Here is a 14,041-nt window from a genome sequence, read left to right on the forward strand (position 1 = left end):
TGCCCCACCGGCAAGTTCCAAGAGCCGGCACCGGAAACTCAATCACGACTTTCATTGGCTCGCGCGCCAGCGCACCGGATCGCCATTTTGAATTGGCGATGGCAGCGAGCCCTCAACACCAGCCACCGGGCGCGATTGGAGAAGTAGCTTGGCAGTTCAAACTGTGACCAAGGAAGATTTCGAGTCCATGCTCCTGGACTCGTTCCTCGACAACGAGCCCCTGGAAGGGACCGTCGTCAAGGGCAAGGTGGTGGCGATCGAGAAGGATCTCGCCATCATCGACGTCGGTCTGAAGACCGAAGGCCGCATCGCGCTGAAGGAATTCGGCGCCGCCGGCCGTGACGGCACCATCAAGGTGGGCTCGGAAGTCGAAGTCTATGTCGACCGCGTCGAGAACGCCGTCGGCGAGGCCGTCCTCTCGCGCGAGAAGGCCCGCCGCGAAGAGAGCTGGGTCAAGCTCGAAGAGATGTACAACGCCAACCAGCGCGTCGAAGGCATCATCTTCAACCAGGTCAAGGGTGGTTTCACCGTCGACCTCGAAGGTGCCGTGGCCTTCCTGCCGCGTTCGCAGGTGGACATCCGTCCGATCCGCGACATCGGCCCGCTGATGAACGTGCCGCAGCCGTTCCAGATCCTGAAGATGGACAAGCGCCGCGGCAACATCGTCGTGTCGCGTCGTGCGATCCTCGAAGAAAGCCGCGCTGAGCAGCGCTCCGAGATCGTCCAGCAGCTCGAGGAAGGTCAGGTCGTCGACGGCGTGGTCAAGAACATCACCGACTACGGTGCGTTCGTCGACCTCGGCGGTATCGATGGTCTGCTGCACGTCACCGATATCGCGTGGCGCCGCGTCAACCATCCGTCGGAAGTGCTGTCGATCGGCGAGACCATCAAGGTCCAGATCGTCCGCATCAACCACGAGAGCCACCGCATCAGCCTGGGCATGAAGCAGCTCCAGGCCGATCCGTGGGATGGTATCGCGTCCAAGTACCCGGTCGGCGCCAAGTTCACCGGCCGCGTGACCAACATCACCGACTACGGTGCGTTCGTCGAGCTGGAGCCGGGCATCGAAGGCCTGATCCACGTCTCCGAGATGAGCTGGACCAAGAAGAACGTCCACCCGGGCAAGATCGTCTCCACTTCGCAGGAAGTGGAAGTGATGGTGCTCGAGGTCGATCCCGACAAGCGCCGTATCTCGCTCGGCCTGAAGCAGACCCTCGCCAATCCGTGGGAAACCTTCGCCGACAAGTACCCGGTCGGCTCGGTGGTCGAAGGCGAGGTCAAGAACAAGACCGAGTTCGGTCTGTTCATCGGTCTCGACGGCGACGTCGACGGAATGGTCCACCTGTCCGACCTCGACTGGCAGAAGCCGGGCGAGCAGGCACTCGACGAGTACAACCGCGGCGACGTGGTCCAGGCCAAGGTGCTGGACGTCGATGTCGACAAGGAGCGTATCTCGCTCGGCATCAAGCAGCTGGCAGTCGGCGAAGTTGCCGATACCGGCGGCGACGGCATCCGCAAGGGTTCCGTGGTGACCGGCACCGTGACCGAAGTGAACGACGGCGGCATCGAAGTCCGTATCGCGGACACCGAGATGACCGCGTTCATCCGTCGAGCCGATCTGTCGCGTGACCGCAACGACCAGCGTCCGGAGCGTTTCTCCAAGGGCGAGAAGGTCGACGCGCGCGTCACCCAGTACGATCGCAAGACCCAGCGCATCCAGCTCTCCATCAAGGCGCTTGAAATCGCCGAGGAGAAGGAAGCCGTGGCCGCTTATGGTTCGTCGGACTCGGGCGCTTCGCTCGGCGACATCCTGGGCGCCGCGCTCAAGGGCCGCGACGACAAGTAAGCCTGCCGCGGGTAACCTGCCCGCGCGCCGGAAATCGGGGCTCGCACCAGCTATGGTGCGGGCCCTTCGTTTGGGGATCGCCGGAAATGCTCAGAGATGTCGCCTGGCGCACCATGACCGCCTATGACCTGCCGGCCGTGCAGGGCATAGCCGATACCGTGCATGTCGATTTCTTCGAGGCGCCCGAAGTGCTCGCCGAGCGGCTGAGCCTCTATCACAACGGCTGCTACCTGCTCGAAGTCGGCGAGAAGCCGGCCGGCTACGTGCTGAGCCACCCCTGGACCTACGGCACCCTGCCGCCGCTCAACACGTTGCTCAAACACCTGCCGGCCGAGCCTGACACTTATTACCTGCACGATCTCTGCCTGCTGCCGGTGGCCCGCCGCGTCGGCGCCGCGTCCCGCATCGTCGAGGCGCTGACCAAGCATGCCCGCGCCGAAGGCTACCCCACCATGACGCTCGTCGCCGTCGCCGGTTCGATCCCGTTCTGGCAGCGCCAGGGCTTCGAGACCGTCGAGATCGAGGCGCTCTACGCCAAGCTGCTGAGCTACGAGGACGCGGCCAGCTACATGGTCAAGCGCCTCGGCTGACGACCTCGCGGGGAACGACCCCGCTGCCGGCGCATTCTCCGATTGATCAGAGCGGGCCTCACCATGCCTCGGTACTATTTCGACATCATCGAGAACGACCACCGTAGCCGCGACCGCGAGGGTGTGGACCTACCCTCGCTCGACGATGCCCGGCGCGAGGCCCAGGAGGCGCTGGCCGATATGGCCGCCGAGGTCTTCCGCCGCAGCGAGAACGCTACCCTGACCATCGAGATCCGCACCGAGCCCGATGGGGCCTCGGTCGAGGTTGTCGCCTCCGCCTCCATCCGGACGAACTAGGAGCCGCATGAGCAAACCCACCGAGGACGAACTCCGTCCATTCTTCGCCACTATTGCCGCCCGCGACACGATCAGCGACGAAGAACACCGGGCGCTGGTGTCGGCCATGGGCGACCGCCGCGTCATCGCGGCCGGGACCGACATCGCGCGCGAGGGCGACCGTCCCCCCGTGAGCACGCTGGTGCTCAGCGGCATGACCGCCCGCTACTCCACCGTCGAGGACGGCGGCCGCCAGATCACTGGCCTGCACCTCGCCGGCGACTTCGTCGACCTGCACTCCTTCCCGCTCAAGATCATGGACCACTCGGTGGCCTCGATCAGCCGCTGCACCATCGCCGTGGTTCCGCATGCCGAGCTCAAGCACATAACCGAGCAGTTCCCGCACCTGACGAGGGTGCTGTGGCTGCTGACCCTGCTCGAGGGCTCCATCCATCGCCAGTGGCTGGTGGCCAAGGGTCGCCTCACTGCCGACGAGCAGATGGCCCACCTCTTCTGCGAGCAATACGTGAAGGCGGGCATCGCCGGCCTCACCGAAGGCGGCCGCTTCGCACTGCCGCTCACCCAGACGCAGCTGGGCGATGCGCTGGGCCTCTCCATCGTCCATACCAACCGGACGCTGCAGCGCCTGCGCCGGACGCGCGCAATCGAATGGCAGGACGGCATCGTCCAAATTCTCGACTGGGACATGCTCCAGGAGTTGGGCCAGTTCGACGGCAGCTACCTGCATCTCGAACGCGTGCCGCGCTAGCCTCCTTGCAATTGCCCCATGCCGCGGCTACGCCTCGGCCAGCTCATGGCATGAGGCTCCAATGACTGACCTTTCGGCCGAATCCGCGCACCAGATTGCTGCCACCCGGAAGCTCCGCCGCTCGCGCCGCATCTGGCGGGTGCTGTTCTTCGTCGCGATGGCGGCTGCCGTGCTGGCCATCGTCGGGCGCTTCAGCCTCGAGCAGGGCGGTCCCGGCGAGCGCATCGCGCGCGTCACCATCAACGGCACCATCACCTCCGACCATGAGCGCGTAAAGACGCTGCAGCGGTTGGCCGAGGACGACGGCGTCAAGGCCGTGATCGTCGCCATCAACTCGCCCGGCGGCACGACCGCCGGCGGCGAAGAGCTCTACGAGTCGCTTGGTGCCCTCAGGGCCAAGAAACCGGTGGTCTCGGTGATCAACGAGCTCGGTGCCTCGGCGGCCTACATGGCGGCGATCGGCACCGACCGCATCTATGCCCGCCGCCTCTCGATCGTCGGCTCGATCGGCGTGCTCTACCAGCACGTCAATGCCGGCAAGCTCCTCTCCACCATCGGCGTCGACCTCGACAAGGTGCAGACCGGCCCGCTCAAGGCCGAGCCCGATCTCGACGAGCCGCTGGAAGGCGAGGCCCGCGCCTCGCTCCAGTCGCTGGTCAATGACAGCTTCGAGTGGTTCGTCGACATCGTCTCCGAGCGCCGCGGCATCCCACGCCCGCAGACGCTGGTGCTCTCCGACGGGCGCATCGTCACGGGCCGCCAGGGCCTCGACTTCAAGCTCATCGATGCCATCGGCGGCGAGGCCGAAGCCATCGCCTGGCTGGAGTCGGACCGCTCGATCAAGGCCGACCTGCCGGTCGTCGACGCCTTCCCCAGGCCCGATACAGGGCTGGGCAGCATCACCCGCTGGTTGGGACAAAGCGCAGCCCAGATGGTACGTTCGAGCGTCGATGAGGCGATGTCGCTTGACGGTTTGGTCTCCCTTTGGCACGCTCAGCCATCGATGTGACGTTCATCGTCCTTTAGGAAGCGCCGGGGGGCGGTATGATCAAGTCCGAACTCGTGCAGCGACTGGCCGAGGAGAACCCGCATCTGTTTCAGCGGGATATCGAGAACATCGTGAACGCCATCCTCGACGAGGTCGGCGATGCGATGGCCCGGGGTGACCGGGTCGAGCTTCGCGGCTTCGGCGCCTTCTCGGTGAAGAACCGGCCGGCGCGGGTTGGCCGCAATCCGAGGACCGGAGAGACCGTGGACGTGGGCGAGAAGTACGTGCCCCAGTTCAAGGCCGGCAAGGAAATCCGAGAGCGGATCAATCGCGCGGGATGAAGTCTGGTCTCTCAGATGTTTAGACGGATCGTCGGCTGGTTCGTACTCGTGCCGCTCTGTGCGGCTCTGATCGTGTTCGCGCTAGCCAACCGCCAGCTGGTGGTCGTCAACTTCAATCCGCTCGCACCCGTCGAGGCGCTGAGTTCGCCCGGCGTTGGCGTACCGCTGTTCCTCGTGCTCTTTGCGGTCCTCCTGATCGGCGTGCTGCTCGGTGGCATCGCCACCTGGTTCGCCCAGAGTCCGCACCGCCGCGACGAACGGCACTTCAAGCGCGAAACCGAACGGCTTCATCGCGAACTCGAAGTTGCCCGTCGTTCGCCAGAATCACCCGTCACGCTTGCCGCGCAAGATTTCGCTCAGACCAACTAAACTCCAGCACCCATGGCCGATCCCCTCATCGTCAAGATCTGCGGCATCAAGACCCCCGCTCTGCTCGAAGCCGCAATCGAGTCAGGTGCCGACATCGTCGGCTTCATGCATTTCGCGCGCAGCCCGCGCCACGTCAGCCTCGAAACGCTGCAGGAGCTGATCTCTGCAGCCCGCGGACGTGTCGAGACCTGCGTGGTCCTCGTCAACCCGGACAATTCCTCCGTCATGGAAGTGGCGGCGCTGTCGCCCGACTGGATCCAGCTCCACGGCCCGGAGACGCCGCACCGCGTCGAGGCGATCCGCGACGAGGCCGGCATTGCCATCCTCAAGGCCGTCTCCATCGGCAGCGCCGACGATATCGGCAGTGTCGCCGCTTTCACCGAGGTTGCCGACGGGATCCTGCTCGACGCGAAGGCTCCAAAGGGCGCCGAGCGCCCCGGCGGGCTGGGTGTTCCGTTCGACTGGGGCCTGCTCAAGTCGCTTGACCCGAGCGTGTCCTTCATGCTTTCGGGAGGCCTCACGCCCGAGACGGTGGGGGAGGCGATCAAGGCCGTAAGGCCGTTTGGCGTCGATGTTTCCTCCGGCGTCGAAACTGCGCCCGGCGTCAAGGACGCCGCGCTGATCCGGGCTTTCATCGAGCAGGCGCGAGCCGCACACGGGTAGGAGTTCAGCACAGTGACCGCGACCGGGGCCAATTCCCTTCGCAACGGCCCCGACGAGCAGGGTCGCTTTGGGCTCTATGGCGGGCGTTTCGTCGCCGAAACGCTGATGCCGCTGATCCTCGATCTCGAGAAGGCCTATCGCGAAGCGCAGGTCGATCCCGAGTTCCAGGCTGAGATCAAGCACCTCGCCACCCACTATGTCGGCCGTCCCTCGCCGCTCTACTTCGCCGAGCGGATGACCGAGCACCTGGGCGGCGCCAAGGTCTACTTCAAGCGCGAAGAGCTGAACCACACCGGCTCGCACAAGATCAACAACACGCTCGGCCAGATCCTCTTGGCCAAGCGCATGGGCAAGACCCGCATCATCGCCGAAACCGGCGCCGGCCAGCATGGCGTGGCGACGGCGACGGTCTGCGCCAAGTTCGACCTGCCCTGCGTCGTCTTCATGGGCGCCACCGACGTCGAACGTCAGTACCCGAACGTGCTGCGCATGAAGATGCTCGGCGCCGAGGTCCGTCCGGTCACCGCCGGTGCCGGCACCCTCAAGGACGCCATGAACGAGGCGCTGCGCGACTGGGTCACCAACGTCGACACCACCTACTACCTGATCGGCACCGCCGCCGGCCCGCACCCCTATCCGGAGATGGTGCGCAACTTCCAGTCGATCATCGGCGAAGAGATCAAGGCGCAGATGCAGGCCGAGAACGGCAAGCTGCCCGACGCGGTCGTCGCCTGCGTCGGCGGTGGCTCCAACGCGATTGGCACCTTCCACGCCTTCCTCGACGATCCCTCGGTGAAGCTCTATGGCGCCGAAGCCGGCGGCCACGGCATCGAGGTCGAGAACGGCCATGCCGCGTCGATGACCGGCGGCCGCCCCGGCGTGCTGCACGGCAACCGCACCTATCTCCTGCAGGACGCCGACGGCCAGATCCTCGAGGGCCACTCGATCTCGGCCGGCCTCGACTATCCCGGCGTCGGCCCGGAGCACTCGTACCTGCACGACACCAGGCGCGTCACCTACGCGCCGATCACCGACAAGGAAGCGCTCGACGCGTTCCAACTCTGCACCAGGCTCGAGGGCATCATCCCGGCGCTCGAAAGCGCCCATGGCCTCGCACAGCTGATGAAGGTCGCGCCGACCATGGGCAAGGACGAGACGATCGTCCTCTGCCTCTCCGGCCGTGGCGACAAGGATGTCGAGAGTGTCGGCCGCTATCTGGGGATGAATGAGTAATGACCACCCGTATCCCCGCCCGCTTCGCCAAGTGCGCCGCCGAGGGCCGTCCGGCGCTCGTCACCTTCACCATGGCCGGCGATCCCGATCTCGCGACCGGCCAGGCCATCCTTGAGGCACTGCCTGCCGCCGGCGCCGACATCATCGAGCTCGGCATGGCCTTTTCCGACCCGATGGCGGACGGGCCGGGCGTCCAGGCCGCTGGCCAGCGCGCCCTCGCTGCGGGGCAGACGCTGAAGAAGACCCTCGCCATGGTCGAGGCCTTCCGCAAGAAGGACAACGACACCCCGATCGTGCTGATGGGCTACTACAACCCCATCTACATCTTCGGCGTCGATGCCTTCCTCGAGGCCGCCAAGGCCGCCGGCGTCGATGGCCTTATCGTCGTCGATCTGCCGCCCGAAGAAGATGACGAGCTGTGCATCCCGGCGCTCGCGGCCGGCATCAACTTCATCCGCCTGACCACGCCCACGACCGACGACAAGCGTCTGCCGGCCGTGCTCAGGAACACCTCGGGCTTCGTCTACTACGTCTCGATGACCGGCATTACCGGCGCGACCATCAAGTCGCATGCCGCCGTGGGCGAGGCGGTCAAGCGCATCAAGGGCCACACCGACCTGCCCATCGCCGTCGGCTTCGGCATCAAGACCGCCGACGACGCAGCCACCATCGGCCGCGATTCCGACGGTGTCGTCGTCGGCACCGCCATCTGCAACGCCGTTCTCGGTTCGCTCGACAACGGTAAGGCCACGGCCGGCACGGTTGCGGCGGTGACCACGCTCGTGGCGGGGTTGTCGAGCGGCGTCAGGCGGGCCAAGGCCGCCGCCTGACGATGAGCAAGCGGCTGGCGCGGATGAAGGAGAAACCCCGCGCCGGCTGGTCGATCAACGACATCGAGGCCGTCTGCCGCGAACTCGGAATCGCAAGCGACCCGCTGCGCGTCGGTGGCTCGCACTACAAGATCTCGGATCCGGCGATGACGGAGATTCTGACCGTGCCGTTCAAGCGGCCGTCAAACCCGTATATATCCGGAAGCTCGTAACCTTCGTCGAGAGCGTGAGGGCCAAGTCATGAGCCAGCTCACCTACCCAGTGATCATTTCGCCGCTCAGCGATGCCGATGGCGGTGGGTTCGTGGCCACCGTCCCGGACCTTCCCGGGTGCATGAGCGATGGTGAGACGCCCGAAGAAGCGATCGCCAACGTGCGCGATGCCATCGAGATGTGGCTGGAGGCCGCACGCGAGGCCAATCGGGACATCCCTGCGCCTTCCCGGGTCGCCGCCATCGCGTGAGTAAGCTATCCCCGGATTCCGGTTACCAATGATGGCACCGAAGCTTACTCACAGGCGTTGATCCTGATAACATTCGCCACAATCACCATATAGGCCCCGAGCGCGCCCGCAGGCGCGGTTACAGGCCACGTGAACAGGCTAGGCTATGAACTGGATCAACAACGTCGTCCGCCCCCGCATTCGCTCCTTTCTGAAGCCGAAGGACACCGGATCGGAGAACCTGTGGGTCAAGGACCCCGAGTCTGGCGAGATGGTGTTCTACCGCGATCTCGAAGCCAACATGTGGGTCGTGCCGAACTCCGGCTATCACATGAAGATCAAGGCCGCCGACCGGCTTTCGACCTTCCTCGATGACGGCAAGTACGACACCGTGCCGCTGCCGTCGGTGGCCCTGGACCCGCTGAAGTTCCGCGACAGCAAGCGCTATGTCGACCGGCTGAAGGAACAGCGCCTGAAGACCGGCGCCGACGATGCCATCACGGTCGCCACGGGCGAGCTGTTTGCGCAGCCCGTTACCGTCGCCGTGCAGGATTTCGACTTCATGGGCGGCTCGCTCGGCATGGCCGCCGGCTCGGCCATCGTGACGGGGCTTGAGACTGCCGCCGAACGGCATACCCCGTTCATCCTGTTCGTCTCCTCGGGCGGCGCGCGCATGCAGGAAGGCATCCTCTCGCTGATGCAGATGCCGCGTACCACGGTTGCCGTGCTGCGCCTGCGCGAGGCTGGCCTGCCATTCATCGTGGTGTTCACCAATCCCACCACCGGCGGCGTCACTGCGTCCTATGCCATGCTGGGCGACGTGCACCTGGCTGAGCCCGGTGCGTTGATCGGCTTTGCCGGCCCGCGCGTCATCGAGCAGACTATCCGCGAGAAGCTGCCCAAGGGCTTCCAGCGCTCGGAGTATCTCTACGAGCACGGCATGGTCGATATGGTCGTGCACCGCCACAACCTGCGCGAGACCATCGGCTCGATCGTCGGCATCCTCACCAAGGCGCCGCAGCGCGACGAGCTCAGCGAGACGGCACCCGCCCGGCTCGCCACGCCCATCGCCGCCAGTGCCGGCGATGACCTGATGGGTGTTCCCGAGGCGGCTCACGCCGAGTAGCGGCGAGCTGCCATCGGGGTCTTCATTGACCAGGGAATCGGGTGTTAGAAGCGCGCCATGCTCCTGTTCGAGAATCTGGTCCCCGTGTCCCGCACTGACGCCATCCTGAAGCGCCTCCTGGCGCTGCACCCGAAGCTTATCGACCTCAAGCTCGACCGCGAGTTGCGTCTGCTCGAGCGGATCGGCAATCCGCAGGATCACCTGCCGCCGGTGATCCATGTCGCTGGAACCAACGGCAAGGGCTCGACGCTCGCCTACCTGCGTGCCTTCCTCGAAGCCTCGGGCAAGAAGGTCCACGTCATGACCTCGCCGCACCTGGTGCGCTTCAACGAGCGCATCCGGCTGGCCGGCAAGCTGGTCTCGTCGCGCAAGCTCAACCAGGCGCTGGAGTTCTGCGAACAGGCGAACGGCGGCGAGCCCATCACCTTCTTCGAAATCACCACTGCCGCCGCGCTCAAGTTGTTCGCCGAGGCGAAGGCGGACTACCTGCTGCTCGAGACGGGCATGGGCGGGCGGTTCGATGCATCCAACGTGGTGACGCGCCCGCTGGGCACCATCATCACGCCGGTCGACTACGACCACCAGAATTTCCTCGGCGACAGCCTGTCCAAGATCGCCTGGGAAAAGGCCGGCATCCTGAAGCGCGGCTCGCTGGCCGTCTTCGGCAAGCAGCGCGAAGAAGGCCGCGAGGTGCTGGTGCGTGAGGCCGCGCGCCTGGGCATCACGCCCCTGATCGCCGGCGAGGATTTCCACGGCAGCGCCGAGGATGGCCGGCTGGTCTACCAGGACGAGCAGGGCCTGCTCGACCTGCCGCCCCCAGCGCTCGCCGGCCCGCACCAGTTCGACAACGCCGCCCTCGCCATCGCCGCAACGCGGCATTTCGGCCTGCCGGTGACCGAAGCCGATATCGCCAGGGGCCTGCGCGACGTGGTCTGGCCGGCCCGCCTGCAGCCCGTCCACGGCACCCTGCTGCAGATGTTGCCCGATGGATCGGAGCTCTGGATCGATGGCGGCCACAACGCCCACGGTGCCGCGGCCCTGTCCCTCGCCCTCGGCGAAATGAACGAGCGCCGGCCCCTGCCACTGGTCCTCATCATGGGCCTGATGAATACGCGCAAGCCCGCCGATTTCCTCGCGCCCTTCGCCGGGATGCTCGAGCAGGTGATTGCCCTCACCATTCCGGGTGAGCCCAATGCCCACCCGGCCGCCACGATCGTCGAACAGGCGCGGGACGCCGGCCTCGAGGCATCGACAGCGCCGTCGATACTCAACGCGCTGGCCGAGGCCGCCAGGGCCGGCAAACCCATGCGGGTGGTGTTCGGCGGCTCGCTTTACCTCGCCGGTCACGTCCTCCACCAGAACGGCACGCCGCCCAACTGATCAGCGGTTCTGCTGCTCGCGCTGCCAGGAAACGTTGAGCTCCGGCCGGACCTCGACGCTACCATAGTCGGCCATCGGTCCGCTTTTGGCGATCTCCACCGCCTCGGCGAGGTCGCGGGCTTCGATGATCAGCAGGCCGCCAAGCTGTTCCTTGGTCTCGATGTAGGGACCATCGGTCGACGACACCTTGCCGGCGCGACGGCGCACCACCACGGCATCGGCGGCATCCGCCAGCGCCAGGGCGCTGACATAGTGCCCCCTCGCGATGAGCGCCGCGTCGTCGTCACGGTTCTGCCGGTCGAACTCCTTGAGTTCCTCGGCCGTCAGCTTCCCGATCAGCTCGGGGTCGATGCGGTACAGACAGACAAAGCGCATGGAATCTCCTCTTGGTTTGCCTGTCTGGTCGAACGGCCCGCGCCGGAATCGACACCCGCTCAGTAGCGGGCGTCTTCCAGCCCGCAGAAGGGGTCGACCGGGCTGTTGCGGTTCCACTGCCCCTTGCCGAGCAGCAGGTTCACCACAGCGCGCTGCATCGTCTCGGTGGTCGAATAGGCGTTGATGTAGGTCGGAACGCGCGGCGCGTCATAGAGCATGTAGGGATAGCCGAACGAGATCATCGCCGTCGGGATCTCGTGCCAGTAGCGTTGCATCGCTTTGCCGAAATGCCCGGTGAGCGCGAGCCAGTCGAGGAAGATCCGGCCCCGCGTCAGCAGCGTCTCGTCGCCGAAGAGGTAGAGCATCAGGTCGAACCGCTCCGGCGAGACCTCCATGTCCGGCGTGTACTCGGTCACCTCGAACCCCTGCTGGCGCAGCATTTCGGGCAGCGCGAAGGGCAGGGGGTGCGGCAGGAACGGGAAGACGATCCCGCCCGAGACGACCAGCACGCGCCGGTGCTTCCTCGGATCGAGCGGCAGCAGGTCCTGCGTGTCCTTGACCTGGGTCGGCGCCCGCTGGGCCACACCCTCGGCATAGGCCTGGTTCTGCGCCGTCGCGATGGCGCCGATTTCCGCCGCCGGGCGATGGAGCCCCAGCGCCGCCTTGAGCCCGAGCTGGCGGGCGATGGCCTCGTCGACGCGCTCCATCGTCAGCCTGCCATCCTCGACAGCTTTCCGCACATAGCCGAGGTCCTGTTCGGGATTGTTGGCGAACAGGATCACGTCGCAACCAGCTGTGACGAGTTCGGGCAGTGTCTCGCTCCGCTTTGCCCAGCTGCCCATGCCGGCCATGGCGGTAGCGTCGGAGACGATGAGCCCGTTGAAGCCAAGGCGCTTGCGCAGCAGTTCCTCGTTGAGCAGGCGGCTCAGTGAAGCCGGGCGGAACGCCTCGATGCCGGCCGCGGGGTCGATCGACCTGACAAAGGCGGGAAGCGCGATGTGGCCCGACATCACGGACAGCGCCCCGGCCTCGACCGCGCCGCGATAGAGCCGGCCGAACGTCGCTTCCCACTCGTCCATGGAAAGCGGGTTGATGGTCGTGACGAGGTGCTGGTCGCGATCGTCATAGCCTTCGCCCGGCCAGTGCTTCACCGCCGAGGCGACGCCATGCTCCTGGAACACGCGCATCTGCGTCAGGGCATGCTTCTCGATGGTCGCCACGTCCGAGCCGAAGCCACGGGTCGCAACGATGGCGCTGCGGAAGGCGGCATTGATGTCGAGGACGGGCGTGAAGCTCCAGTTGATGCCGACCGCCCGGGCCTCCTCGGCCATGATGCGGCTCACCTCTGCGGTGACCTCGACGTCGTCGATCGCGGCGAGCGCCAGCGGGTTGGGCATCTCGGCCCCGCCGGCAAGGCTCATGCGGCTGCCTTCGAGGTCGGCCGAAACGAGCAACGGCACGGGCGCGGCGGCATTGAGGCTGGCGATCAGCGCCCGCTCGGCGGCCATGTCGGCGCCCGAGTGCCGGGTGATGCCGCCCGGGCGGAAGGCGCGGACGGCGTCGAGGTCGGCGGGGTTGTTCCCCGCGATCCTCAGGTTGAACAGCTGCCTCAGCTTGTCGTCAGGCGTCAGCCCCGCCAGGGTCGACTTGACCCAGGCGATGGCCTCGGCATCGAGGTTGAACGGGGCTTTGGCGAGTTGGTCGAAATTCATGCGCTCCTCCAGTGCGGCGGGCACTATGCCCCATCGCGCTGGAAAGTCGCGGGAAATCAGCTGGCGGTCACGCCGCGAACTGATCGAGCCACTTGATCAACTGCACGCGCGACTGGCCGGCGCCGATCTTGTAGTCGGCCGGCTCGCCGTCCTTGAACACGATCAGTGTCGGCATGGCGCGGACGTTGTATTTGACGACCGTCGAGGGATTGCCGTCGACGTCGAGCTTGACGATCTTCACTCTGCCCGCCAGCTCCTCGGAAAGCTGGTCGAGGATGGGGTCCATGGCCTTGCACGGCGGGCACCATTCGGCCCAGAAATCCACCAGCACGGGTCCCTTCGCGCCGAGGACCTCGGCATCGAAATTCGCATCATTCACGCGCTGGGCCATCCGGGCCTCCATCGTTGATTGGCGATGGACGCTAGAGGGAGTCGCAGCGCATTGAAAGCAATGCCATTCTCATAAGCACGTGCGCTGAGGAACTTCCCCTCACCCTGACCCTCTCCCCAGCGGGGAGAGGGGACGCGCTTTGCGCCGCCGGTGCCACATCGTCCCCCGCGGTCGATATCTGCCCCCTCAGTCGTCATCCGCGGGCTGGACCCGCGGACCCATGGGATGTCGCGATATCGCTCGGTGCCCGGGTCAAGCCCGGGCATGACGGCGATCGGATTTGCTCGATCGATGCACCGCCAAATGAAAAACGCCGCCGGCAGTGCCAGCGGCGTTTTTGAGAGTTCCGGCGAGAAATACGCGCCTCAGGCGGCGTGACTCTCCAGCCACTTGGCGAGGCCGGCCTTCGGGGTGCCGGCGCCGATCTTCATGTCGGCGGCTTCGCCGTCCTTGAACAGGATCATCGTCGGGATCGACCGGACACCGTACTTGACGGTGGTGTTCGGGTTCTCATCGACGTTCAGCTTGACGATCTTCACCTTGCCTTCGAGTTCGGTGGAGAGCTCGTCGAGGACCGGGGCAATGGCACGACACGGGCCACACCACTCAGCCCAGAAGTCTACGAGCACCGGCTCTTTCGAGGACAGAACTTCCTCGCCAAAGTTGGCGTCGGAAACGTGGGTTGTCATTGAGTTTGCCTTTTGGGTTGAA

Annotated in this window: 18 protein-coding genes; 14 read left to right on the forward strand and 4 right to left on the reverse strand. The window is 65.8% G+C overall.

Annotation, left to right across the window (positions count from 1 at the left end):
- The first annotated feature begins 148 nt into the window (after positions 1–148).
- From rpsA to PRN20_RS04140, 14 genes are all read left to right on the forward strand, one after another.
- Positions 149–1,846, forward strand: coding sequence for a 30S ribosomal protein S1 (rpsA, locus tag PRN20_RS04075; RefSeq protein WP_273955776.1), 1,698 nt, complete (start codon positions 149–151; stop codon positions 1,844–1,846).
- An 86-nt stretch (positions 1,847–1,932) separates the two neighbouring features.
- Positions 1,933–2,436, forward strand: coding sequence for a GNAT family N-acetyltransferase (locus PRN20_RS04080; protein ID WP_273955777.1), 504 nt, complete (start codon positions 1,933–1,935; stop codon positions 2,434–2,436).
- A 63-nt stretch (positions 2,437–2,499) separates the two neighbouring features.
- Positions 2,500–2,733: a DUF6894 family protein gene (locus PRN20_RS04085; RefSeq protein WP_273955778.1), complete on the forward strand. Its 234-nt coding sequence runs from the start codon at positions 2,500–2,502 to the stop codon at positions 2,731–2,733.
- A 7-nt stretch (positions 2,734–2,740) separates the two neighbouring features.
- On the forward strand, positions 2,741–3,481 hold the full coding sequence (locus tag PRN20_RS04090; RefSeq protein WP_273955779.1) for a Crp/Fnr family transcriptional regulator: 741 nt from the start codon (positions 2,741–2,743) through the stop codon (positions 3,479–3,481).
- Positions 3,482–3,542: 61 nt separating this feature from the next.
- Positions 3,543–4,490 carry a signal peptide peptidase SppA gene (gene sppA, locus PRN20_RS04095; protein WP_273955780.1) on the forward strand — a complete coding sequence of 316 codons (948 nt, stop codon included), beginning with the start codon at positions 3,543–3,545 and terminating at the stop codon, positions 4,488–4,490.
- A gap of 35 nt (positions 4,491–4,525) precedes the next feature.
- On the forward strand, positions 4,526–4,810 hold the full coding sequence (locus PRN20_RS04100) for an integration host factor subunit beta (RefSeq protein ID WP_273955781.1): 285 nt from the start codon (positions 4,526–4,528) through the stop codon (positions 4,808–4,810).
- 15 nt (positions 4,811–4,825) lie between these two features.
- A complete protein-coding gene (locus PRN20_RS04105; RefSeq protein WP_273955782.1) occupies positions 4,826–5,179 on the forward strand; it encodes a lipopolysaccharide assembly protein LapA domain-containing protein in 354 nt (117 codons plus the stop codon).
- Between the two features lie 12 nt (positions 5,180–5,191).
- Positions 5,192–5,842, forward strand: a complete 651-nt coding sequence (locus PRN20_RS04110) for a phosphoribosylanthranilate isomerase (RefSeq protein ID WP_273955783.1) — start codon at positions 5,192–5,194, stop codon at positions 5,840–5,842.
- A 12-nt stretch (positions 5,843–5,854) separates the two neighbouring features.
- Positions 5,855–7,075: a tryptophan synthase subunit beta gene (gene trpB / locus PRN20_RS04115; protein WP_273955784.1), complete on the forward strand. Its 1,221-nt coding sequence runs from the start codon at positions 5,855–5,857 to the stop codon at positions 7,073–7,075.
- Positions 7,075–7,905, forward strand: a complete 831-nt coding sequence (trpA, locus tag PRN20_RS04120; protein ID WP_273955785.1) for a tryptophan synthase subunit alpha — start codon at positions 7,075–7,077, stop codon at positions 7,903–7,905. Before trpB ends, trpA begins: the two co-directional genes overlap by 1 nt.
- 2 nt (positions 7,906–7,907) lie before the next feature.
- Positions 7,908–8,117 (forward strand): type II toxin-antitoxin system HicA family toxin, encoded by a 210-nt coding sequence (locus tag PRN20_RS04125; RefSeq protein ID WP_273955786.1) that lies wholly within the window; start codon positions 7,908–7,910, stop codon positions 8,115–8,117.
- A gap of 28 nt (positions 8,118–8,145) precedes the next feature.
- On the forward strand, positions 8,146–8,367 hold the full coding sequence (locus PRN20_RS04130; protein WP_273955787.1) for a type II toxin-antitoxin system HicB family antitoxin: 222 nt from the start codon (positions 8,146–8,148) through the stop codon (positions 8,365–8,367).
- Between the two features lie 145 nt (positions 8,368–8,512).
- On the forward strand, positions 8,513–9,472 hold the full coding sequence (gene accD / locus PRN20_RS04135; RefSeq protein WP_273955788.1) for an acetyl-CoA carboxylase, carboxyltransferase subunit beta: 960 nt from the start codon (positions 8,513–8,515) through the stop codon (positions 9,470–9,472).
- A gap of 57 nt (positions 9,473–9,529) precedes the next feature.
- Positions 9,530–10,852: a bifunctional folylpolyglutamate synthase/dihydrofolate synthase gene (locus tag PRN20_RS04140; protein WP_273955789.1), complete on the forward strand. Its 1,323-nt coding sequence runs from the start codon at positions 9,530–9,532 to the stop codon at positions 10,850–10,852.
- On the opposite strand, the gene PRN20_RS04145 is transcribed toward PRN20_RS04140, so the two are convergent.
- From PRN20_RS04145 to trxA (PRN20_RS04160), 4 genes are all read right to left on the reverse strand, one after another.
- Complete coding sequence (locus PRN20_RS04145) at positions 10,853–11,227, reverse strand: YciI family protein (protein ID WP_273955790.1); 375 nt, start codon at positions 11,225–11,227, stop codon at positions 10,853–10,855.
- Between the two features lie 59 nt (positions 11,228–11,286).
- Entirely contained in the window at positions 11,287–12,939 is a 1,653-nt protein-coding gene (locus tag PRN20_RS04150; protein ID WP_273955791.1) for a glycoside hydrolase family 3 protein, read from the reverse strand.
- 67 nt (positions 12,940–13,006) lie between these two features.
- Positions 13,007–13,330, reverse strand: coding sequence for a thioredoxin (trxA, locus tag PRN20_RS04155; protein ID WP_273955792.1), 324 nt, complete (start codon positions 13,328–13,330; stop codon positions 13,007–13,009).
- Between the two features lie 365 nt (positions 13,331–13,695).
- Entirely contained in the window at positions 13,696–14,019 is a 324-nt protein-coding gene (gene trxA, locus PRN20_RS04160) for a thioredoxin (protein ID WP_273955793.1), read from the reverse strand.
- Between the last annotated feature and the right edge of the window lie 22 nt (positions 14,020–14,041).

Source organism: Devosia sp. ZB163 (assembly GCF_028613635.1).
GTDB lineage: Bacteria > Pseudomonadota > Alphaproteobacteria > Rhizobiales > Devosiaceae > Devosia_A.